At 37.3% G+C, this 23,524-nt stretch carries 15 protein-coding genes and 1 tRNA gene; 8 read left to right on the top strand and 8 right to left on the bottom strand.

Annotation, left to right across the window (positions count from 1 at the left end):
- The first annotated feature begins 306 nt into the window (after nt 1-306).
- The gene (gene recG, locus B5V81_RS04725) at nt 307-2,415 is read left to right on the top strand and encodes an ATP-dependent DNA helicase RecG (RefSeq protein WP_212112343.1); all 2,109 of its coding nucleotides are present in this window, start codon (nt 307-309) and stop codon (nt 2,413-2,415) included.
- A gap of 386 nt (nt 2,416-2,801) precedes the next feature.
- On the opposite strand, the gene glmS is transcribed toward recG, so the two are convergent.
- From glmS to B5V81_RS04700, 5 genes are all read right to left on the bottom strand, one after another.
- Entirely contained in the window at nt 2,802-4,625 is a 1,824-nt protein-coding gene (glmS, locus tag B5V81_RS04720; protein ID WP_212112342.1) for a glutamine--fructose-6-phosphate transaminase (isomerizing), read from the bottom strand.
- Nucleotides 4,626-4,797: 172 nt separating this feature from the next.
- Complete coding sequence (gene glmU / locus B5V81_RS04715) at nt 4,798-6,165, bottom strand: bifunctional UDP-N-acetylglucosamine diphosphorylase/glucosamine-1-phosphate N-acetyltransferase GlmU (protein ID WP_212112341.1); 1,368 nt, start codon at nt 6,163-6,165, stop codon at nt 4,798-4,800.
- Between the two features lie 14 nt (nt 6,166-6,179).
- The gene (locus B5V81_RS04710) at nt 6,180-6,965 is read right to left on the bottom strand and encodes a cytochrome c biogenesis CcdA family protein (RefSeq protein WP_212112400.1); all 786 of its coding nucleotides are present in this window, start codon (nt 6,963-6,965) and stop codon (nt 6,180-6,182) included.
- A gap of 49 nt (nt 6,966-7,014) precedes the next feature.
- On the bottom strand, nt 7,015-7,998 hold the full coding sequence (locus B5V81_RS04705; RefSeq protein WP_212112399.1) for an RgsD C-terminal domain-containing protein: 984 nt from the start codon (nt 7,996-7,998) through the stop codon (nt 7,015-7,017).
- Nucleotides 7,999-8,037: 39 nt separating this feature from the next.
- On the bottom strand, nt 8,038-8,361 hold the full coding sequence (locus B5V81_RS04700; RefSeq protein WP_212112340.1) for a HesB/IscA family protein: 324 nt from the start codon (nt 8,359-8,361) through the stop codon (nt 8,038-8,040).
- Between the two features lie 111 nt (nt 8,362-8,472).
- Between B5V81_RS04700 and B5V81_RS04695 the strand changes: the two genes are divergently transcribed.
- The 3 genes from B5V81_RS04695 (at nt 8,473) to B5V81_RS04685 (ending at nt 14,124) form a co-directional block, all read left to right on the top strand.
- Entirely contained in the window at nt 8,473-9,675 is a 1,203-nt protein-coding gene (locus tag B5V81_RS04695) for a deoxyguanosinetriphosphate triphosphohydrolase (RefSeq protein WP_212112339.1), read from the top strand.
- A 30-nt stretch (nt 9,676-9,705) separates the two neighbouring features.
- A complete protein-coding gene (argS, locus tag B5V81_RS04690; protein WP_212112338.1) occupies nt 9,706-11,463 on the top strand; it encodes an arginine--tRNA ligase in 1,758 nt (585 codons plus the stop codon).
- A gap of 150 nt (nt 11,464-11,613) precedes the next feature.
- Complete coding sequence (locus tag B5V81_RS04685) at nt 11,614-14,124, top strand: SPOR domain-containing protein (RefSeq protein ID WP_212112337.1); 2,511 nt, start codon at nt 11,614-11,616, stop codon at nt 14,122-14,124.
- Nucleotides 14,125-14,319: 195 nt separating this feature from the next.
- Here the strand turns inward: B5V81_RS04685 and B5V81_RS04680 are convergent, their stop codons facing one another.
- Nucleotides 14,320-14,607, bottom strand: a complete 288-nt coding sequence (locus B5V81_RS04680; RefSeq protein WP_212112336.1) for a hypothetical protein — start codon at nt 14,605-14,607, stop codon at nt 14,320-14,322.
- A 305-nt stretch (nt 14,608-14,912) separates the two neighbouring features.
- On the opposite strand from B5V81_RS04680, the gene B5V81_RS04675 reads away from it, so the two are divergent.
- Nucleotides 14,913-16,019 carry a branched-chain amino acid aminotransferase gene (locus tag B5V81_RS04675; RefSeq protein WP_212112335.1) on the top strand — a complete coding sequence of 369 codons (1,107 nt, stop codon included), beginning with the start codon at nt 14,913-14,915 and terminating at the stop codon, nt 16,017-16,019.
- 113 nt (nt 16,020-16,132) lie between these two features.
- Here the strand turns inward: B5V81_RS04675 and glpX are convergent, their stop codons facing one another.
- A complete protein-coding gene (gene glpX, locus B5V81_RS04670) occupies nt 16,133-17,119 on the bottom strand; it encodes a class II fructose-bisphosphatase (protein ID WP_212112334.1) in 987 nt (328 codons plus the stop codon).
- Nucleotides 17,120-17,255: 136 nt separating this feature from the next.
- Nucleotides 17,256-18,572, bottom strand: a complete 1,317-nt coding sequence (locus B5V81_RS04665) for a homoserine dehydrogenase (RefSeq protein WP_212112333.1) — start codon at nt 18,570-18,572, stop codon at nt 17,256-17,258.
- A gap of 1,312 nt (nt 18,573-19,884) precedes the next feature.
- On the opposite strand from B5V81_RS04665, the gene B5V81_RS04660 reads away from it, so the two are divergent.
- From B5V81_RS04660 to B5V81_RS04650, 3 genes are all read left to right on the top strand, one after another.
- Nucleotides 19,885-19,959 (top strand) — tRNA-Glu (locus B5V81_RS04660).
- A gap of 785 nt (nt 19,960-20,744) precedes the next feature.
- On the top strand, nt 20,745-21,959 hold the full coding sequence (locus B5V81_RS04655) for an NADP-dependent isocitrate dehydrogenase (protein WP_212112332.1): 1,215 nt from the start codon (nt 20,745-20,747) through the stop codon (nt 21,957-21,959).
- Between the two features lie 117 nt (nt 21,960-22,076).
- A complete protein-coding gene (locus B5V81_RS04650; protein ID WP_212112331.1) occupies nt 22,077-23,504 on the top strand; it encodes an MFS transporter in 1,428 nt (475 codons plus the stop codon).
- The last annotated feature ends 20 nt before the right edge of the window (nt 23,505-23,524 follow it).

Raw genomic sequence — 23,524 nt, 5'->3', positions numbered from 1 at the left:
TAACTTTAAAGCTATAAATTCATCGTCCAACATAGGACAAATATCCTAATTTTATTGTTATTTATAAGAGAGTTCTATCAAGAAAGTGCCTCTATTCACAGCAAATAAACGCCTCACATAAAAAGAAGCAAAATATACCATAAGCACTTTCATTTTTGCATTTTTTTATTTTATTTCTCTTTTAAAGATAATTTCTCTTCTTACAACGCAATGTGTAAATAAAATAACCTCCTCTTTAATGACTTTATCCCCAAAAAGCTCTTCTAAAGGTCTAGAAAAAACAAAAAGAGCAGGTTAAATTTCCTCATGCCTCCAAATCTTCTTACCCCTCTTTTCAACTCTATTCGAACCCTTTCTGGTATTACACCTAAAGTTTACGGCTTACTGACAAAACTTTTAAATGTTAATCCTACACAACGTGAAGCAACCCTTATTGACCTTCTTCAATTAATGCCCCATTCCGTTATAGACCGCAGAACGCGTCCCAGCATTGCTTGTGCAAAAGAAGGAGAAATTGTTACGCTCGAAATTGTTATTGATCAACACCAACCACCACCCCGTAGTCATAACAAAATTCCCTATCGTGTTATTGCCCATGATCAAACAGGAAAAATAAATTTAGTTTTTTTTCATGCTCAACCTCTTTGGCTAAAAAAACAGCTCCCAGAAGGAAAAAAAGTCATTGTATCAGGAAGAGTTGAATGGTTTAATGGGCAACTTTCAATGGCGCATCCCGACCATATCATCCCGAGCGAACAATCAAATCAAATTCCTCTCATCGAACCTGTTTATCCCTCTACCGCCGGACTAGCTGCAAAGACACTAAGACGTGCCATACAAAACGCTCTTGATTTTATTCCACTCCTCCCAGAATGGATAGACGAAAATGTTAAAAAGCAGCAAAATTTTTCTTCCTTTTCTGTTGCTTTACGCCGTATCCATGCCCCCATTAATCCCGATGATCTCTCCTTAGAAAGTACAGCACGCAAACGTCTTGCCTATGATGAACTGCTCGCTTGTCAATTGGCGCTAGGCCTTGTGCGTTTGAAAACCAAATCTCTTGTTGGCACTTCTCGACCATCAACAGGAACTTATACGAAAAAATTGCTCAATATCCTCCCCTTTCAACTCACAACGGGACAAATAAAAGCGGTAGAAGATATCGCCAATGATCTTGCTTCACCAGAACCGATGCTAAGACTACTCCAAGGCGATGTAGGTGCAGGAAAAACTGTCGTTGCATTAATGGCAATGGCACAAATTGCTGAAAATTCAGGACAATCAGCTTTAATGTCCCCCACAGAAGTGCTTGCTCGGCAACATTTTTCCACTATTGCCCCTCTTGCCGAAAAGATCGGCTTAAAAACAACGCTTTTAACAGGACGAGAAAAAGGAAAACTGCGGACAAATATCTTAAATGATATTTTATCCGGTCAAGTCTCTATTGTCATCGGAACCCATGCTCTTATACAAGATCGTGTTGCTTATAACAATCTAGCCTTAACCATTATCGATGAACAACACCGTTTTGGTGTCCATCAACGTATTTCTCTTACAGAAAAAGGCAATAAGCCTGATATGCTGGTCATGACCGCCACGCCCATTCCCCGCACCCTTGTTTTAACAGCTTTTGGGGATATGGATGTCTCCAAAATTACAGAAAAACCAATGGGACGACAACCCATTACAACAGCAATGCTTTCTTTAAAACGTATGCAGGAGCTTATAGAGCGAATCGCAATTGCATTAGAAAAAGGAGAAAAACTCTATTGGATTTGTCCTTTAGTAGAGGAGTCGAAAGCTCTTGATCTCACTTCAATTGAAAACCGTTTTACGTTTCTCTATGAGCGCTTTAGAGAACGCGTTGGGATGATCCATGGCAAAATGTCTACAGCAGAAAAAGAAGCTGCTATGGCATCTTTTAAATGCGGCAATACACGTATTTTAGTTGCAACCACCGTCATTGAAGTGGGAGTCGATATTCCAGATGCTTCGATTATTATCATCGAACACGCAGAACATTTTGGCCTTTCACAACTGCACCAATTGCGTGGGCGTGTAGGACGAGGCAATAAAAAATCTTCCTGCATTTTACTTTATAAAGATCCACTAACCAAAACAGCAGCAACACGTCTGAATATTATACGCAATACAGAAGATGGTTTTGAAATCGCTGAAGAAGATTGGCGCTTGCGAGGTGAAGGAGAGCTTCTAGGAACAAAACAATCTGGAGTTCCTGAATTTCATATAGCAAACCTTGCAGTTCACAGCGACCTTTTATCCATAGCAAGAAAAGATGCACGTTTATTTTTACAACGCGACCCTCATCTTTCCTCTGAGCAAGGACAAGCCTTACGGTTGCTCCTTTATCTTTTCGGACACGACAACGCTGCACGCCTCTTACGAGCAGGATAACTCTAGAACAAACTTTTGATAAAAAATAAAAACTTCTCTATTCAAATATGATTTTCTTTCCAATCCCCCATAATACCTGAACGCAATCCCCACACCATTATGCTTCATGAAAGAATAACAAACCAACAGCAGCACCTTCTCTTCCAATCTAGATTACTCTTTACATTAAAAGAGGAGAAGCATTTTGCGCTCTTGTTACTCTTATATTCACTCAGCTGGTCCATTTTTTGATAGGTAAGAAAATATTTTTATTCTGTCATCAAGAATTTGGAATGAAAAGTCCTGTCTTCGATATTCTCATTCAACAGAGAAAAATTAATTATCATTATAAATCGATATGTTACACTTGATTGTTTTCCAAAAATTCAGAAATACATAATCTATTTTCATTCAACCGTGACTGATTTTGCTAAATTACGCGGTTGATCAACATCTGTTCCTAATAAAACAGCCGTATGATAAGCGATTAACTGAATAGGGAGAGCATAAATAATAGGGGCAATAAATTCTGGAACATCTGGTAAAATAATCGTTGATAAAGTCTTAAGACAAGCTACTTCTGCACCTTTTTTATCGGTTATTAAAATAATACGACCATTGCGCGCTACCACTTCTTGCATATTAGAAAAAGTCTTTTCAAACCACCGATCATAAGGGGCCACAACAATAACGGGTATTGTCTCATCCACCAGCGCAATTGGTCCATGCTTCAACTCACCCGCGGCATAACCTTCAGCATGAATATAAGAAAGCTCTTTCAGTTTAAGAGCGCCCTCCAAAGCAATTGGATAAGAAGTTCCACGTCCCAGATAAAGAACACTTTTTGCATTCACTAAATCACGACAAATAGATTCAATTTTTCCTTCTAATTTTAACACCTCATTTAAAATACGGGGAACTTCTGCCAACTGCCGAACCAACTGCTGTTCCATTTGAACCGTAAGATAACCACGTTGTTTAGCCGCACTAAGAGCGAGTGAAGCAAGCGTTGCCAATTGACAGGTAAAAGCTTTTGTTGAAGCAACACCAATTTCTGGTCCGGCAAGTGTTGGGAAAATAAAGTCAGCCTCTCTTGCCATTGTTGATTGTTCAACATTCACAATTGTTGCTGTTTTTACACCCCGATCACGACAATAACGCAAAGAAGCCAATGTATCTGCTGTTTCACCAGATTGAGAAACAAACAATGATAATGCATCAGACGTTATAGGAGGTTCACGATAACGAAATTCGGAAGCAACATCATTATCAACACTTAAAGCGGCAAATTTCTCAAACCAATAGCGTGCAACTAAGGTTGAATAATAAGCCGTTCCACAACTTGCAAAAAGGAGACGATGAATATTTGTCCAATCAATCAAATTCTCAAAAGCGCGCACGGTATAATTTCCAAGATCAAGATAATGCGCTAAATTGTGAGAAATCACCTCAGGTTGTTCAAACATTTCCTTGTGCATAAAGTGACGATGATTACCCTTAGAAATCAATAAGGCTTCTTCAAGTAATGTTGTCACAGAACGTTTTACCGGTTGATTGTCTCCATCGTAAACTGTAACGCCCTCTCGTGTGAGAACAGCCCAATCCCCATCTTCCAAATAGCTAATATGATCAACGAATGGTGCCAAAGCAATAGCATCTGATCCCACAAAAAATTCATCTTTTCCATAACCAATTGCCAAGGGTGGACCAGAACGAGCTGCAATCATAAGATTATCTTCACCTTCGAAAATAAGAGCAATAGCAAAAGCCCCCTGCAACCTTTTCCAGCTGGTACGCATAGCTTCTTGCGGAGAAAGACCACTTTTTAATGCACGCGTTATTAAATGTGCAATAACTTCCGTATCCGTTTCTGTTTCAAAGATATAACCATCCTCGATGAGTTCCTTTTGCAATTCCACAAAATTTTCAATAATACCATTATGAACAACCGCAAGCTTTTCAGTCACATGGGGATGTGCATTGCGTTCAACAGCAACTCCATGCGTTGCCCAACGGGTATGACCAATCCCTAAATTTCCCTCCAGAGGTGTTTTTCTTAATTTTTCTTCTAAATGAACAAGCTTCCCCTCAGCACGTACACGATAAAGATGCCCTTTATAAACTGTTGCCACTCCAGATGAATCATACCCTCTATATTCAAGACGTTTTAATCCCTCAACCAAAGAGGATGTAACACACCTCTTCCCAAGAATTCCAATAATTCCACACATTAAAAAGCTCCAACCCACACCTTAAGATTTAAATCTTATAAAACAATCCAACAGCCTTCATTTAAAACGATAAAGTATAAAATAATTCAAACATGGAGTACGGCAATCTTTAAGAGAAAATCTCCTATCCATCATTAGATCAACACAAAACAAAGGAATAGACTAAAAATCATCATTTTTTCTGTTTATTTTCTGTCGAGTTATTCTCTAAAAAGCGCGCCCGAAATTTTGTTGCATAGCCCTCTTTTATAACCTGTCGTGCACGCCCAAAAGCCATACTGTTCATAGGAATATCTTTAGTAATAACACTTCCTGAAGCAATATAAGAACCATCCCCTATCACCAATGGGGAAACAAGAGCCGTATTAGACCCAACAAAAGCATGATCACCAATCATGGTTTTATATTTGTTAAATCCATCATAATTGCACGTAATTGTACCAGCTCCAATATTGGTATGTGCACCAATTTCAGCATCACCAATATAACTTAAATGATTGATTTTAGAAGATTCTCCTACCTTAGCCTGTTTGACTTCACAAAAATTTCCAACCTTTACCGATTTTGCCAACTCTGTACCAGGACGTAAACGTGCATAGGGACCAATCTGTGCATCCCTACCAACCACAGCACCTTCGAGATAACTAAATGCACGAATAACAGCACCAGATTGTACTTTCACACCTAATCCAAAATAAACATTTGGTTCTATCACCACACCTGGTTCAATTTCTGTATCATAAGAAAAATAGACTGTTTCTGGTTTTAAGAATATAACACCCGATAACATTAAATCGCGCGCTTTACGTTTTTGCCACAAAGAATCAGCCCTCGATAGCTCAAGACAGTTATTAATTCCCACAATATTTTCAAAAGGAACCTCAACAACACGCACATCCAATCCTTCACGCGAAGCAAGAGAAGCAATATCTGTTAAGTAATATTCTTTTTTCATATTGTTATTATCAACCTTCTCTAAAAGAGAAAGTGCATATTTTCCACGTATAGCGAGCATTCCCCCATTACAAAAAGAAATCTTTTTTTCCTCATCACTCGCGTCTTTTTCTTCTATAATTGCAATTAACTGACCATTTTTCTCGAGAAGGCGCCCATACCCTGTTGGATCTTGAGTATGAAAGCCTGCAAAAACAACATCGGCTCCATCAGCAAGCTGTGCACGCATTTGGTGCAATGACTCTTTCTGAATAAGAGGCGTATCCCCCAAAACAATGAGAACATCATCCACTGCCTTTTGCAAAGCTAAACGAGCCGATAAAACAGCGTGCGCCGTTCCTAAACGCTCTTTTTGTTCAAAAATCATCACATCTTTTTTTACAAATGATTGAACAATATGAGCAACCTCTTGAGCACCATATCCCACAACGACAGCTAACTGCGAAGAGCCTGCCAATTCTATTTGTTTTAGAACGTGGCATATCAGAGGCAATCCAGCAATTTTATGAAGCACCTTAGGCAGAGGCGATTTCATACGCGTTCCCTCACCTGCAGCAAGAACAATAGAAAGACAACTTCTAACCATAAAAACACATAAGACTAACGAGAAAATCCAAAAAAGTTCATAATATCGTGCCAACGAATATTTTCAACATAACTCAACGAAGGATAATGTTCTAAAAGCCAAAATGAAAAATCCTGCATAGAGCCTGTTAAAAATAAAATTCCTGTAAGAATAAGAAAAACACCAATAATTTTTTCAACTTTTCCTAAATGAATACGAAAAGCCGCTAAAAACCGCATAAAACGACTAGAAAACAAAGCTGCCAACACAAAAGGGACAGCCAGACCTAACGCATAAACTGCTAATAGAATAGCTCCTTCCCTCACAGTTTCTTTCGTTCCAGCAAGCGTTATAATAGGCCCTAAAATAGGACCAATACACGGAGTCCAACCAAAGGCAAAAGCTAAGCCAATAACATAAGCCCCTAAAGGACCAGAAGGTGTTTTATGAGTCTGAAAACGGGCTTCACGAAATAAAAAAGAAAGCTTAAAAAAACCCAAAAAATTCAAACCAAAAATAATAATGATAATCCCAGCAGCAAGTGCAAACCAATCACGATAATAACCGATGAACTTACCAATGGTACTTGCACTAGCACCTAAAGCAACAAAAATAGTGGTAAACCCGAGAACAAAAGCAATAGCAGAAGATAATAAAGCCCACCGTATAAAGACTTTCTCATCACGTTTTTCTGAACGAAAGTCATCAATACCAATGCCTGCCATATAGCATAAATAAGGAGGAACTAATGGTAAAACACATGGCGATAAAAAAGAGAGTGCCCCAGCAAAAAACACACCAACTGTTGAAATTTCAATCAAAACGCACACACCCCATCTTTCATTCACGGTTTAGTTCCATGAACAACGATCAATCTATATCTTCATCAATCCGTTGCATATTTTGTTCATTTGCCACCACACTTATATCTTCATCATGACCAGAAACGACAGAAAAAACCTTTTGATAAATTTTATCTTTATTTTTAGCAATTGCAATATACTCTCCCTCTGCTAACACGAGTGAAACATAAGCACCAACTGTTTCATAAACGATATCACCAGAATCATTGGCCAGAGACCAACTTGTATCTGCAAGCGCTTCCCCTCCTTCTTGTCGTACCAGCTTTAAAACAATCTGAGCCGCCTGATGTTCAAGGGTCACTTCTGTCATTTTACCAGCCTCCACTTGAATATCCGAACGTGCGGTCGCATTAATGGAACCATAATGGGAAGCAACATGATAGCGACCTGCTTTTAAACGCACAACAGATTGAGGTTTAACATTTGATAAAATCACCCCCGTATCATCATTTTCTTTTTCATCCTCATAAATCGTGAAACGAAGTTCCTTTTCATTGATGATACCGTTTAATAATGTCGCATTTAAAATAAGACCACCAGCCTCAAGATGAAAAGTTTTCACAAGACTCTGCCCATTTTCCAGACGAACATGGCGCACAGCACTCATATGACCAAATGAGACATGAACAAGATAACTTCCTGGCTCTAAATCAAAACGTGCACTTCCCCCCTTATAGGTTGCCACTAATGGCAATTTATTATCAATCCCTAGAATAGGGGCATAAACCCGCCAGACAAGTCCTTTCTCAATATCTTGACGGCTATTTGTCAATCGAGCATTCAAAATGAGTTGTGCCTGAAATGCTAAATTCTCTTTTTCCTGCTCTTGGGATTTTATAATAAAACTCCGTGATTGTCCCTGCTGCTGATCTACTCCTTCCTCACAAAAAGCACAGTGGCTCCAGATCAATAAAGTGAGCACCACGCATAATCGCACACATCGGTGCATTATTTTTACAAGACTAGCCATTTTCATATTGTTGACCAACATGATATTTTTTTCAAGAAACAATATCGCAACGCCCCACTCTCAAATTGAAAAACTTACACCACAACCACATGATGAAACAGCATTAGGATTATGGATTTGAAAAGATTGCTCCATAAGATCATCCACGAAATCAATCTCAGCGCCTTCCATGAAAGGAAGTGAGAGTGAATCAATAAGTACAGTTGCTCCATCTTTTTTGAGAACCAGGTCATCTTTACACATTTCAGAAACCAAGTCATATTTATAAGAAAAACCAGAACACCCACCGCCTTCAACAGAAATACGTAATGCGATTTTATCGGGTTCACGCAAAAGTATCTGCACAATTTGCTTAGCAGCAGCCTCTGAAATTTTCACATTCATTTTATATATCCTTGCATTAAACCATCAAGAAAGAGTATCCTATTGTTATAAACAGGAGCTTAATTCATCATAAACAACTCTCAATTTTAAGATGATAATGGACAGCTTGCAATGGATATAGGCACGATCAACTTCAATTACCAATCTCGAGCCGTCTACAGTGCTCATCCGCAAACAAGCCGTGGTCGATTATTCCATGAAACAACGAGCACCACACGCACACCTTTTCAACGAGATAGAGATCGTATTATCCATTCTAATGCATTTCGACGTCTTAAACATAAAACGCAAGTATTTATTGCTGATGAAAGCGACCATTATCGTACCCGCCTCACCCATTCAATAGAGGTTTCTCAAATTGCACGAACATTAGCCCGTGCCCTGTATCTTGATGAAGATCTTGCCGAAGCCATTGCCCTTGTTCACGACTTTGGACACACGCCCTTTGGTCATGCAGGAGAAGATGCTCTTAATGAAGCCATGGCTCATTATGGTGGCTTTGACCATAATGCACAAGCCTTACGCATTGTTACAAAACTAGAACAGCGCTATGCAAATTTTGATGGACTCAACCTTACATGGGAAACCCTCGAAGGACTTGTAAAGCATAACGGTCCTCTTTTAGGTCCTTATGCAAAGAATAAAGAGGTTCCTACCGATATTTTACAATACAATGCAAAGCAAGATCTTGCACTCGATTGTTTTGCAGGACTAGAAGCACAATGTGCTGCGATTGCGGATGATATCGCATACAATGCCCATGATATTGATGATGGTTTACGGTCGCAATTTTTAACACTCGATCAATTTGAACACGTTCCACTAACAGCAGCAATCTTAAAAGAGATAACAGATGAGCATCCCCACCTTGACCAAGCACGACGCGGTTACACACTTGTACGAAGACAAATAACAACCATGGTCGAAGATGTTATCAAACAATCATACAAAAACTTAGCACGCCTCAAACCAACCAGCATAAACGATATTCACCAAGCAAAACAAACCATTGTTACCTTTTCACCGTCAATGACTGTTTACGAAAAAGAACTAAAAAACTTTTTATTTGAAAATCTTTATTACCATGAACAAATTCTAAACCGTCGCAATGCAGCAAAATGTATTGTACAAAAATTATTCAATTGTTATTATGAAGATCCAGATACAATGCCTGAAAGTTGGTGTCAAAAAGCATTGCACTTAAAAAATCAAGAGTTAGCACGTCTCATTGCGGACTTTCTTTCAGGTATGACTGATCACTATGCTCTACGTGAATATCATCGCTTATTTGACCATCCAGATCATTTCGTTTAATAGCTTTTGGCATCATCATGGAAGCTAAATATGAATATCTTTAAAAACTTCGAAAAGAAAATTAAGAAATCAATTGAATTATCTGATATAAAAGGAAAAAATGGAGAAGATCTAGATTTATCAAAAATCACCGTTGATCCCCCACGTGATTCCTCCCATGGTCATTTATCAACCAATGCTGCTATGGTGCTTGCAAAATCTATAGGGCTCAGTCCCCGTGCACTTGCAGATAAAATCATAGAACTGCTTAAAAATGATACCTACATCGAAAATATTGATGTTGCCGGCCCTGGTTTTATCAACATCAAGCTTACAAAATTATTTTGGCAAGATGCTATAAAATATATGCTTGAACTAGGCCTTTCTTATGGTCGTACCTCAATGGGACAAGGAAAGCGCATCAATGTTGAATATGTCTCAGCAAATCCAACTGGCCCCATGCATGTAGGACACTGTCGCGGAGCCGTTGTTGGAGATGTTCTCTCCAATTTGTTGCAATTTACGGGCTATAACATTACGAAAGAATATTATATCAATGATGCAGGTCAACAAATTGAAGTTCTCGCTCACTCGGTACTGTTGCGCTATCGTGAAGCTCTTGGACAAAAAATTAATGAAATTCCAGAAGGGCTCTATCCTGGAGAATACTTGATACCATTGGGTCAATCGTTGGCTCAAGAGTTTGGTGATCAACTCCTCACCATGGATAAAAATGAATCCTTATCCATCGTGAAAGAACGAGCGATTCATGCAATGATGTCCATGATTCGCGAGGATTTGGCTGCCCTTAATATTTATCATGATATCTTTTTCTCTGAGCGAATGCTTTACGCAGATAATGCCCGCGCTATTCGTAGTACCATTAACGATCTCACTTTAAATGGTTATATTTACAAAGGAAAACTTCCCCCTCCCAAGGGACAAAATATAGAAGATTGGGAACCAAGCGAGCAAACTTTGTTTCGTTCAACAAATGTTGGTGATGACCAAGACCGTGTTTTGGTAAAATCTGATGGTTCTTACACTTATTTTGCTGCGGATGTTGCTTATTTCCGAGATAAATTTAATCGTCATTTTGATGAAATGATTTATATTCTAGGAGCAGACCATGCTGGCTATGTAAAGCGGCTAGAAGCCATGGCAAAAGCAATTTCTGGGGATAAAGCCAAATTAAGTGTTTTCTTATGTCAATTGGTAAAACTCTTTCGCAATGGTCAACCCGTACGCATGTCAAAAAGAGCAGGATCATTTGTCACTCTAAGAGACGTTGTCGAAGAAGTTGGTCGCGATCCAGTGCGTTTTATGATGCTATACCGCAAATGTGAAGCGCCTCTTGATTTTGATTTTGCAAAAGTAACAGAACAATCAAAAGATAACCCTATCTTTTACGTACAATATGCAAATGCACGTTGTCACTCAGTCTTTCGTCAAGCACAAGAAGTGCTCCATATTGAAAGTTTTTCAAATGACATCTTGATCACCCATCTTCATCGACTAATCGATGACAATGAAATATTATTAATACGCAAACTTTCTGAATATCCGCGTATCATTGAACAAGCCGTCATTCATAAAGAGCCCCATCGATTAGCATTTTATCTTTATGATCTTGCCTCCTGCTTTCACACCCATTGGAATAAAGGAAGCGAAAGTCTCAATTTACGCTTTATTCAGCCTAATGATAAAGAGTTATCCTTTGCAAGATTGGGATTGATACAAGCCGTTATCAATATTTTATCATCAGGACTTAGCATTATAGGAGTCGAAGCCCCGATAGAAATGCGTTGAAAAAGTTCTATAAATACATACAATAGGTATTTCATGGTAAACTTTTTCATGTATCCTTGCATGAGAGGGGGAAAATTTATAATTTTAACATAACAAATCAAAACTAACCATTGATTGCACGGAAGTGCAAATCATTATGTGAGAAAAGCTATGAGCGATAACGATCGCAAAAATCCGCACGAAACAAAACAAGATCATGCCCCCCATGATCCTTTAGAAAGACTTACGCGCATTTTTAATCCGCCCAAACAAAGCGGAAACCAAAATGAGCACTCCTCTTTAGAGACAGATCGTTTAGCATCTCATTCTAAAACATCATCCTATGATGATGATTTTGATTTGTCTTTTCTAGAAGAAGAACTTAAAAATAATTTAACACACAACTTACCGTTTGATGATCAAAAAAAGCAATGGAACTCGCATACAACCAGCAGCGCAACAGCCTCAGATATTGCACAAACTGATTCTTTCAACCATTCAAGACAAAATAATTTATCTTCAGAGAAATATTCTTCACCAACCAGTCATGATGAAGAACAAATTTTAGACGAACTTTCTCCATTACCAATCCCAAAAAATCAATTACCTCAACAGAAAAAGACAGTAACAAGTTCTCATCCTTTTTTTGAAAAAAGTAATTTGATCTCACAATCAGAATCAGAAAATTTCTTTTTTGATGAATCTGAAAGACGTGAAAATAAGAGAAGTGAAACAGAACCTATTGAACAAACTAATCATTTTTCAAAAACAACCTCGCAACGGCCTGAAACTGCAAATATACAAAAAACTTATGATGACAATCAAAACTTCTATGATACTGCTATAAGCCGTCCCTCTGCCTATGAAGTTTCAACGGACAAAGAAAATTGGACCCCAAAAGATCATACACCAGAAGATCATATGGATGTCTCCTCTTATTCAAAAGAAAATGAATTTTTCCCATCTTCCAACCTTGTTTCAGAGAGACAGAACACGGCAAGAAATCAAATAACGAATGATTTCTCTTCTTCTTTGGATTCTACACACGTTGACAGACAATCTTATTTAAAAGAATCTTCACAAGAAGATTATACAACCAATTACCCTTATTTTTTTGAAGAAAGTCCCTCTCAACAAGAAACGTATAGCGAAAAAGTTCCACCTTATAATAAGGCTGAAAATATCTCTAACCTAAACAAAGAAATTTCATATAACCCCAATAATTTAGATGAGTTTTTTTCCTCATCAGAACCTCTTAATACAAAACAAACAGATAGCCCTTTTGCCCATAACTATACACACAGAAATACTCCTCCTCCCAATGTTGATACCTATAAATTTTCAGAAGAAATCGTAGAAAAAACTGGTCCTATTATGGTTCCAGAAGTCCCGTATGAAGCCCCAGAATACGATGTACCAAAAGGTGGTTTGGAAGAAGAATTTGCGGATGTACTCAATGTAGGAAATGTTCCGAAAGATGATTTTTCTCAAAAACAACAGAAAAATGAATCTTTCGATGAAATTTTTCATCAAACTATGCAGAGTCCAAAAGAAGGCGGGGCTATAAACTCTAAAGAACAAAATGCTGACTATTTTTCTTCTGCCAAGATGGAATATAATTCCCCCTCTTTTAGTGAGCATTCGCCCTACACAAGATCAGATGAAATCCCTGCGCATCCCTCAGCACCTCCTCCCTTAAAAAGTCCTATTTTTGGTAAAATTTTCATCAAAGGTATTTTTCTTTTTATTTTAATAGCCATTGGATTTTCTGGTTATTCTCATTTTTTTATGCCATCACAGAAAAATGAAAAAACGGTCATTATCCACGCTGATAATACACCTTTTAAATTCACACCAGAAACAACTGAAACAAAAAATGATGTTGCCCATAATTTAGATGTCTATAAACAAACGACTGAAGAAAATGAGAAACAAGAAAATACACAACAATTTCTTATTGATAACTCTGAACAACCTGAAAATTTAGAGGAATTCAATCCAAAAGAATCTCCAAATATTTCACCATCTTCTTCAACTGAATCTGATGTTGAAGGTGCCGTCACACAAGCTATCAATCATACGATTCCAACGCGAGAAGTACAAACCGTTATTGTCAATCAAGATGGTACAGTGACACTTGCTCCCGCGCATCAAACAGAGAGCAAACCTACTGCTCAATCTGCAGAAACCATTGATCAAATTCCTGACGAGTTTCAGGAGTCGTCTGTTGTTTCATCGCATGATTCCGATAGAAACGACCAAGAAAGTGATCATGATCTCAAAAATAATATTGATAAAATAATCGCCGAAAATAGTTCTAGCCCAAGTATTGAAGAAAAATTTATTCCTATTCCTTCTCATGCAGAGAGAAATGCAGAAGCTGAAACGCATACCGCATTTCGTCCCACATCACCAAACAGAGTTGCACCACAAAATTCAGAGGGTTATTACGTGCAACTTTCTTCTCAACCAACGCATGAGTTAGCTAGAGATTCTTTAAAAAATATGAAATCCAAATTTGGCTTTCTTATCGGTACCCGTCCTTTAAATATTCAACAGGCTTTTATACCAGGAAAAGGAACCTTTTACCGTGTTCGTATTCAAACGCAAAACCGTAATGAAGCTATAATTCTTTGTGAAACCATTAAAAGTTCTGGTGGAAGTTGTTTCATTACACGCTAAAATAATCATACAACGATTGTTAAAACCGTTGTATGATTTATTTCAGGGCCGGCCATTTATGCAGAGCAATTAATGATTTATTGAAAGCTTAAAAAATTAAAATTGTCTCAATCTTTTTTTATGTATTTAAGCTGACTTTATTCTTTAATCTGTGTCTGTTTTCGTCTTATTTAAAAGATTATGCTTACGAAAAAATCACTGCGTACTCTTATAGGTATAAGGTACAGGAGGAGGTGAATTTAAATCCTTTTGGGGCGTTGTTATGATCTGGCTTTCTTCTGGAGTATTATAATGTGTACTATGTTCAGGAGATTTTGCAAAAAAAGATCCTAAAAAACCAAAAATGAACCAGATAATAACCAATGCAAGAAGAATAGCAAAAATACCCTTAGCGATTGAAACACGCTGTTCATGATCTTTTCTTTCTGAAGCTCTTTCTGCAGCCATACGTTCTTCATATGTGTGATAATTTTTATCAATCATAGTGAATTCCTTTTCTCAATTCCCTTATCTTTAATTTCTATAAAGTATGCATATATGAAATTATTCAGATACTTATTTTGAGAAAACGACAATTATAGATAAAAGTTCCAGTTTACTTCATAAAGTCAGAAAAAAGAGCCGAGAATAAAATTAAAATATTACCATAGCCTTTGAATTCTAGAATAAAACCCTTTGAGTTCTGCAATAAAACATTGACACAAAGGATTTGCTAATAATAGAGTTATGATTGAAATATCTCATTATTTTTATTAATAAAAAATAAAACATTCTCAAAAGGTTTTTTTATGAAATCTCCCATATCGTCACTTCCCTTTAAAATAGAAAAGCACCCATTCCCTCTGTCAGAAGAAAAACGCGAAGAAATTCTAAAAAATCCCGGCTTTGGTCAATTTTTTACAGACCATATGTGTACTATTCAATGGACTGAAGACAAAGGCTGGCATAACGCCGTTATTTCTCAATACAAAGCTTTAGAAATTAACCCTGCAAGCACCGTTTTGCATTATGGACAGGAAATTTTTGAAGGGTTAAAAGCATACCGTGCAAAAGATGGACGCATCTTGCTCTTCCGTCCTGAAGCCAATGCTCAACGGTTTATAGAGTCAGCAAAACGGTTAGCCATGCCAGAATTACCAAAAGATGTTTTTCTAGATGCCGTTCATCAATTAGTAAAAGTTGATCAAAAATGGGTTTCTGATCACCCCAATGCTAGCCTCTATATCCGTCCATTTATGTTTGGCAATGAAAACTTTTTGGGTGTTCGCCCTTCTCAAGAATATCTTTTTTGTATTATAGCCTCTCCAGTTGAATCCTATTTCAAAGGAGAAGAAAAACCTGTCAGTGTCTGGATTGAAACAGAGTATAGTCGTGCTGGTCCAGGAGGGACAGGTGCTGCCAAATGTGGTGGCAACTATGCAGCCAGCTTACTTGCACAAAAAAGTGCAACTGAAAACAATTGTAGCCAAGTGCTCTTCCTTGATATGATTGAACATAAATGGATTGAAGAACTTGGCGGTATGAATGTCTGCTTTATTATGGACAATAATACACTCGTAACCCCTCCCCTTAATGGAGCTATCCTTCCAGGAATAACACGTCATTCAATTTTACAGTTGGTAAAACAAATGGGATTAACGATAGAAGAGCGCCCTTACTCTTTTGCAGCACTTCAAGAAGATGCAAAGAATGGACATCTTAAAGAAGTCTTTGCTTGTGGTACAGCTGCCGTTGTCACATCAATCGGCCGTTTTCGATATAAAGGAGGAGAATTTATTATTGGAAATGAAACGATTGGAGAAGTTACAAAGCAACTTCGGACACAATTGGTTGATCTTCAAAAAGGAAATATAGAAGATAAAAACGGCTGGGTACATTCTGTCCAGCTCTCGTAATAAAACGATATTCTCACATCTATAAACGCTTCCATGAATACATTACCTTCATGGAAGCGTACATATTCGCTAAAAATCTCTTTATTTTTTAGTAGCGACAAAAAAGGAAAACATTAATCAAATTTTGAATGATCTCTATGCTGTGCTTTAATACTACGGATTGTACCCGTATGGGAACGCATTACAAGAGTTTCCGTTTGAATGTAGCGAGGTGTGAATTTAACGCCAGAAAGCATATTACCATCCGTCACCCCTGTTGCTGAGAATAAAACGTCACCTTTTGCCATTTCTTCCATTGTATAAACCTTATTAGGATCACTAATCCCCATTTTAGCTGCACGAGCAATTTTTTCTTCTGTATCAAGTAGCAAACGACCTTGCATCTGTCCCCCAATACAGCGCAAAGCAGCAGAAGCTAAAACACCCTCTGGTGCTCCACCAATCCCCATATAAATATCAATACCTGTTTCTTCTGAATCCGTTGTATCAATGACAGCAGCAACATCTCCATCACCAATCAAGCGAATTGATGCTCCTGTTGCTCGTACTTCATCAATCAATTTTTCATGACGTGGTCTATCCATAATACAAACAGTAACCTGATGAACAGCAACTCCTTTAGCCTTTGCAAGAGCATGGATATTATCAGCAGGATGAGCGTCTATATCGACGATTCCCCTTGGATAACCAGGACCAATAGCAATTTTTTTCATATAAACATCAGGAGCGTAAAGAAGGTTACCCTTTTCAGCAATTGCAACGACTGCCAAAGAATTAGCAAGATTTTTAGCACAAAGTGTCGTTCCCTCGAGTGGATCAAGTGCAATATCAATCGCCAATCCATTTTGAAGACCTACTTTTTCTCCAATATAGAGCATAGGTGCTTCATCCCGCTCACCTTCACCAATCACCACGGTCCCCTCAATAGGCAATCGATTAAGTTCCCTCCGCATTGCATCTACAGCAGCTTGATCCGCAGCCTTTTCATCACCACGTCCGCGCCAGCGCGCAGCAGCAACAGCAGCACGTTCAGTAACACGTACCAATTCAAGCGTCAAAATACGATCAAGTCCATTTAAAATCTTCTGAGTTGTGGGCATATGAAAAAATCCTACCAAATGAATTCCAGAAAAAATATAAGTCCTTATTAAGCTACTAAGAATAAAGCGTTTGGCAAAAATAAAAACTTTTCACACGAGATAAAAGCATTCAAGCTTGTCTTATCAAGATAAATTATCAATTCTCTGCCATACGTTCAATACGAATGAATTGAGATTTTGCAACAAGATGTCCATCTTTTTCAATTTCTGCGAGTGCCTGTCGTACATTCACTTCTGTTGTTTCATGCGTGATTAAAATAATCGTTTTTTCAATCTGATTTTCTACAAAAGGTCTTTGAACAATCGACTCTAATGAAATATGATTATCAGCCATATGCCTTGCAACCGTAGCAAAAACACCAGCACGATCATGAACATTTAAACGAATAAAATAACCACCAGCATGATGTGAAATACGTGCTTTTTGATGAGGAGAAAGTTCTAATGCTGGCCGTCTTAAAACAGGAGCATAATGAAAACCAGAACGTGCTTTTGCTATATCAGCTAAATCACCAATAACGGCTGATGCTGTTGCCATTCCTCCAGCACCAGGACCAGAAAACAGTAATTCACCTAATAGATCACTTTGAATAGAAAGAGCATTGGTTACACCATTGATCTGTGCAATCATTGAGGATGTTGGGACCATTGTTGGATGAACGCGTTGCTCTATTCCAGAATCCGTTTTTAATGCAACCCCTAAAAGCTTAATTCGATACCCCAATTCATCAGCCGCTCGGATATCAATTTGCGAAATATTATGAATTCCTTCAACATAAACATCATCTAACGAAACAGCTGTTCCAAATGCTAAACTTGTCAACAAAGCTAATTTATGAGCCGTATCATTTCCCTCAATATCAAAAGTTGGATCTGCTTCAGCATAACCGAGTCTCTGTGCATCTGCTAAACAATCTTGAAATGAAAGACCTTCCGTAAACATACGTGTTAATATATAGTTGCATGTTCCATTAAGAATACCATAAATCCGCGATATATGATTACCGGAAAGAGATTCTCTCATCGCTTTAATAACAGGAATCCCTCCTGCTACAGCTGCTTCAAAATGAAGAAAGACACCTTTTTGTTCTGCAATTATAGCCAGCTCTACTCCATGTCGAGCAAGAAGAGCTTTATTAGCCGTCACAACATGATGTCCTGCCTCAAGTGCTCTCTTAACAGCGGTATACACCACATCTAATTCACCACCAATTAACTCGACAAAAACGTCAATCTCATCAGAGGCCGCCATCTCTACAGGTGAATCAAACCATCTTATATTACTGAGATCAATTCCACGATTACGGCCTTTATCGCGCGCACTAACAGCAACGACTTTGATGGATCTCCCACATTGACAAGCTAAACTATTCGCTTTTTCATATAGAGCTTGAACAACTGAAGTACCAACCGTACCAAGTCCTGCAACACCAACCTTTAAAGCTTCTGCCATTATCTAACCACTGCCCCCTATCCTTATTGAAAAATCGTTTAAATGATGTTCCACTCAACACAAAGAATACTGATATTCATCAGAACAAAAGAAATCCCCTGTTCTCTCCATTTTATTTTTTCTAATAGAATTATCCGCGCTTATTCAAGAAAACTTCCTAAAAACATAAATATTTATCTTTTTCAAAGATATTTCATAACCTTTATAAAAAATTTCATTCAGAACGAAAATCTATAAAACTCATAAATGCAAGTTACCATAAAAAATTGCCTTGTTTTTTAAAGTAGAAAAATTCTCATAAAAACTAAACTCTATCAACAAAGGATAGAAAAAAATCTCTCAAACAAAAATCAATAACACGCGAAAGAAGATTGAAAACTCAGCATGAAAAAAAACATCTCTTCTAAATCAACAAATATTAAATAAAAAACACTCTCTCATATGATATGTACAAAGAATGGAACAAATAAAGCAGATTAGTAAATAATACCACATTCTTTCTTACCGTTATATAGCTTAAACTATCGCTTTTTAATGCAAAAATTCTTAACGCTGTATCAAAACAGAATTTTACATTAAAGTAAAAAACAAAAACTCGTGCGTGTGCATGGAGGATAAATTTACAAAAATCGGATATTTTACTTCAATTTATTGCCACTCCTTTGAAAAATAAATGAATTGAAATGACAAGAATCTAAATCAACTCTTTAGCTGCGCTGATTCATTTCAAATAAAGAACTTTCTAAAGGTTAAGAGAACAAATAAAGAGCAATTAAATTTCTTACAGTCATATAAAAAGTTGAGGAAAAACAATTTTAAAGATATTTTACAAAATCTTCCTCAATATTTTTGCATTTTATCATACAAACTTTCTTTTCGTGAAAGTGAAAGAAATTTATGGCTTATGCTTCAAAAGAAAACTTTTGTATGATTCGTACTATTTGTTAACTTGCTCATAAATACGGCTTTCTACTTCATAAATTATAGGGTTTTTCTTTATGATAAGCTCAAATGAGCAGCCTTCTTGTATAAAAGCTCTCTCAAGCAAGTTAAAGAATATTCACATGTGCATGCATGAGACAAAAATGAATAAAATATGCAAAAAATATCATTCATTAAATACGATGTTCGCACAAAATTTTCTATCCCTCATGATAACTCTACATTTTTTCTGAAAAAAATCTTAGAAAATAAAATTATCCCAACAAAAAACACTCAAAAATTATTCAATAAAGCACACTTTTTTCAAAAAAAATGCCCCAGAGGGCTTGCGAAGTAAAAAGATCCTCTCTATAAGCCTCATCATTGGTTTGCGCCCATCGTCTAGCGGTTAGGACATCGCCCTTTCACGGCGGAAACAGGGGTTCGATTCCCCTTGGGCGTACCATATTTCTTTTTACTGTACGTAATCTTTTGATTTTATATATTTTTTAAAGGTGCAGGGTACGTAAGTAAAGGTGAGGGAATAGAGTGTTCAAAGAAATCTCTCCGTAAAGAGATTGCAAGAATTGTCCTATGATTAATTTATTTCTTCCATTTCAAGGACAGCGCTTTATTATGCACAGTTAATGATAATAAATTAGAGAACTCTATCTTGTTATAAAGCGAATTTGTAAACTGTATTCATGCGTGTATTGTGAATTTTTAAATTAAAACCAGCTGCATCTTTTATGCATTTCTTTCAATCTTCAAAACTGAAATTGGCTTCAAAAGCAGCATTTTAGATGAATCATTCCTCATTACAGGACCTTTGTATCATATTAAATTTCTCTATAAACAAACAGGCTGTAATTTTAGAATCAAAGGGCGAATGGCGATAGAAAAATAGATGTTTCCTCACGCCAGAAAACAACGCAAGAAACCATAATTTAGAATAGAATCAACTTATCAAAATAATTAAATGAAAACTTTGATAATAAAAATATCCCTCTGTCCCCTAGTAATCTACTCACTTTATCGATTAATTGAACTTTTTATCAGTTATATAATGATTATAGGTTTGTAAACACATCACTTCTTTTCAAGAATTAAACGCTTCAATACAATTTTACACTCTATTGATCATATATTCTAACATCCATATCCACATGCCCTTTTTCCCTTGTTTTTACTTTTCATTATAAACCCGAAAGTGCTATAAAGTAATATCACTTAAAAGAAAAAGGACTTCTAATGGCAAAGATCAAAGTAGAAAACCCCGTTGTTGAACTCGATGGGGATGAAATGACCCGTATCATCTGGAAATATATCAAAGATAAATTAATCCATCCTTATCTCGACATTGATCTCAAATATTATGATCTTTCCGTCGAAAACCGTGATGCAACCAATGATCAGGTAACGATCGATTCTGCCAATGCTATCAAAAAATATGGGGTTGGTATAAAGTGTGCTACCATCACGCCTGATGAAGCACGTGTTAAAGAATTTAACCTAAAAAAAATGTGGAAATCACCCAATGGTACCATCCGCAATATTTTAGGAGGAGTTATTTTTCGGGAACCTATTATCTGTAAAAATGTCCCCCGCCTTGTTCCTAACTGGACAAAACCAATTATTATCGGACGTCACGCTTTCGGTGATCAGTATAAGGCAACAGATTTTAAATTCCCAGGCAAAGGAAAATTAAGTATTAAATTTGTCAGTGATGATAATCAAGTTATTGAGCATGATGTTTTTGATGCCCCAAGCGCAGGAGTTGCCATGGCGATGTATAATCTTGATGAGTCAATTCGTGATTTTGCCCGTGCATCTTTTAATTATGGACTCCAGCGGAATGTTCCGGTTTATCTTTCAACAAAAAATACCATTCTAAAAACTTACGATGGTCGTTTTAAAGATATCTTTCAAGAGATATTTGATACGGAATTCAAAGATGAATTTGAAAACCGTCAATTATATTACGAACACCGTCTCATTGATGATATGGTTGCTTCTGCATTAAAGTGGTCTGGTGGATACGTATGGGCATGTAAAAACTATGATGGTGATGTTCAATCTGATATTGTTGCCCAAGGCTTTGGTTCTCTTGGTCTCATGACTTCCGTTCTCATGACACCAGACGGTAAAATTGTTGAAGCAGAGGCCGCACACGGCACCGTAACACGCCATTATCGTCAGCATCAAAAAGGTGAGGAAACATCAACAAATTCCATTGCCTCTATTTTTGCGTGGACACGTGGATTAGCGCACCGTGCTAAACTAGATAACAATGAGAAATTAAAAAGCTTTGCTAAAACATTGGAAGAAGTTTGTATTAAAACCGTCGAAGAAGGTTTTATGACTAAAGATCTCGCACTTTTGATTGGCCCCAAACAAAAATGGCTTTCTACAACAGGTTTTCTTGATAAAATTGATGAAAATCTCAAAAAGGCAATGGATAATTAAGTTATTACTTAAATTAAAATTCAAAGCTCTATTTAGAGCTTTGAATTTCTCTTGGAAAATTTAAAGAACTGCCTTATAAGTAAAGAAAAGGATAAGTTTTTATTAAATAGCAAAATAGTGAAAAAACAAAGCTGGTCTGCGCTTTTATTGGGTAAAAATGGTCCTTGCTTTTTGACGTTTATGGGCGGGGTGGTTTTGCATGCCACCAATGTTTATATTGTTATTACTATTTTGCCCTCTCTTATGAATCATATTGGGAGTGAAACATATTATTCTTGGGTAGCGACTGTCTTCATTACAGCTTCACTCGTGGGGACCTCACTTGCAACGAAAATATTAGGGAAATTAGGTCCTCGCAACGCTTATGTTATCTCTGGACTTATCTTTACCCTAGGAACTTTTCTGTGCAGCATTTCTTCCTCTATGCCATTATTTTTAATAGGACGCTTTATTCAAGGATTTGGAAGTGGTTCTTTGTTATCCCTATCCTATTCTATGGTACGTATCGTTTTCAGCCCATCTTTATGGTCACACGCATTAAGTATTATTTCCGGAATGTGGGGAATATCAACCTTGTTAGGACCAGCGATCGGGGGGCTTTCTGTATATTATGGCCTATGGCGCGCATCCTTTTGGATCATTGGTGTATTAGCTATATTCTTCTCACTCATCGCCTTTAAATTTTTACCCAAAAAGAATGAAAACGATGTCCCAACATCCCCTCTCCCTCTTCTCCAACTTCTCACACTCACCTTATTGATTTTTATCATTTCTGTTGGAGGGGCTATGGAGTCGACGATGGCAAAAATTTGTGGGCTTGTTATCGGATTTAGTCTTCTCTTGGTTCTAGCAAAAATCGAATCATCGTCCCTTCATCCTATGTTGCCACACAAAACCTTTTCTTTTTCTTCTGAAATTTTTCCTGTCTATGCATTGATACTGGTTATGACAACCGTTGTATATAGTATGGAACTTTATTTTCCACTCTTTCTTCAAGAGCTTCATGGGCAAGCTCCACTTATTGCTGGTTATATAGCGGCACTTATGAGCTTAGGATGGACATGTGGAGCCCTCTCAAGTGTTGGTATCTCTACAAAAAAAATTCGCAACATCATCGTATATTCCCCCTTATTAAAACTGTTAGGCATCACTATTCTTTTATGGCTCATTCCAACAGAAGTTTCCACCCTTCAATATATTTTTATTATTTGCTTAACACTATTTTCTATTGGGATTAGTGCAGGCATAGCATGGCCCCATTTGCTCACTAGGATCTTACAATGTGCAAATGATGAAGATGCTCTCCGTGCCAGTGAATCCCTTACCTCTGTACAACTATTTTCAGCGGCTTTAAGTGCAACTCTAGCGGGAGTCATCACCAATCTTGCTGGCCTCTTTAATCCTGGAGGAACAATAGGAATGATCTTAGCAGCAAAAACTCTTCTTATAGTGCTCATGGGACTTTTATTTTGCCTTGCTATTCCATTAGCGCTACGCATTTCTTACTGCATATTAAAAAATCCAACAGGATATTCCAATAACTAAAAAATTATAAAGATTCCTTC

It is taken from the genome of Bartonella queenslandensis (assembly GCF_018155095.1).
In the GTDB taxonomy this organism is placed as follows: Bacteria; Pseudomonadota; Alphaproteobacteria; order Rhizobiales; family Rhizobiaceae; genus Bartonella; species Bartonella queenslandensis_B.
This window is presented reverse-complemented; position numbering and strand designations above follow the sequence as displayed.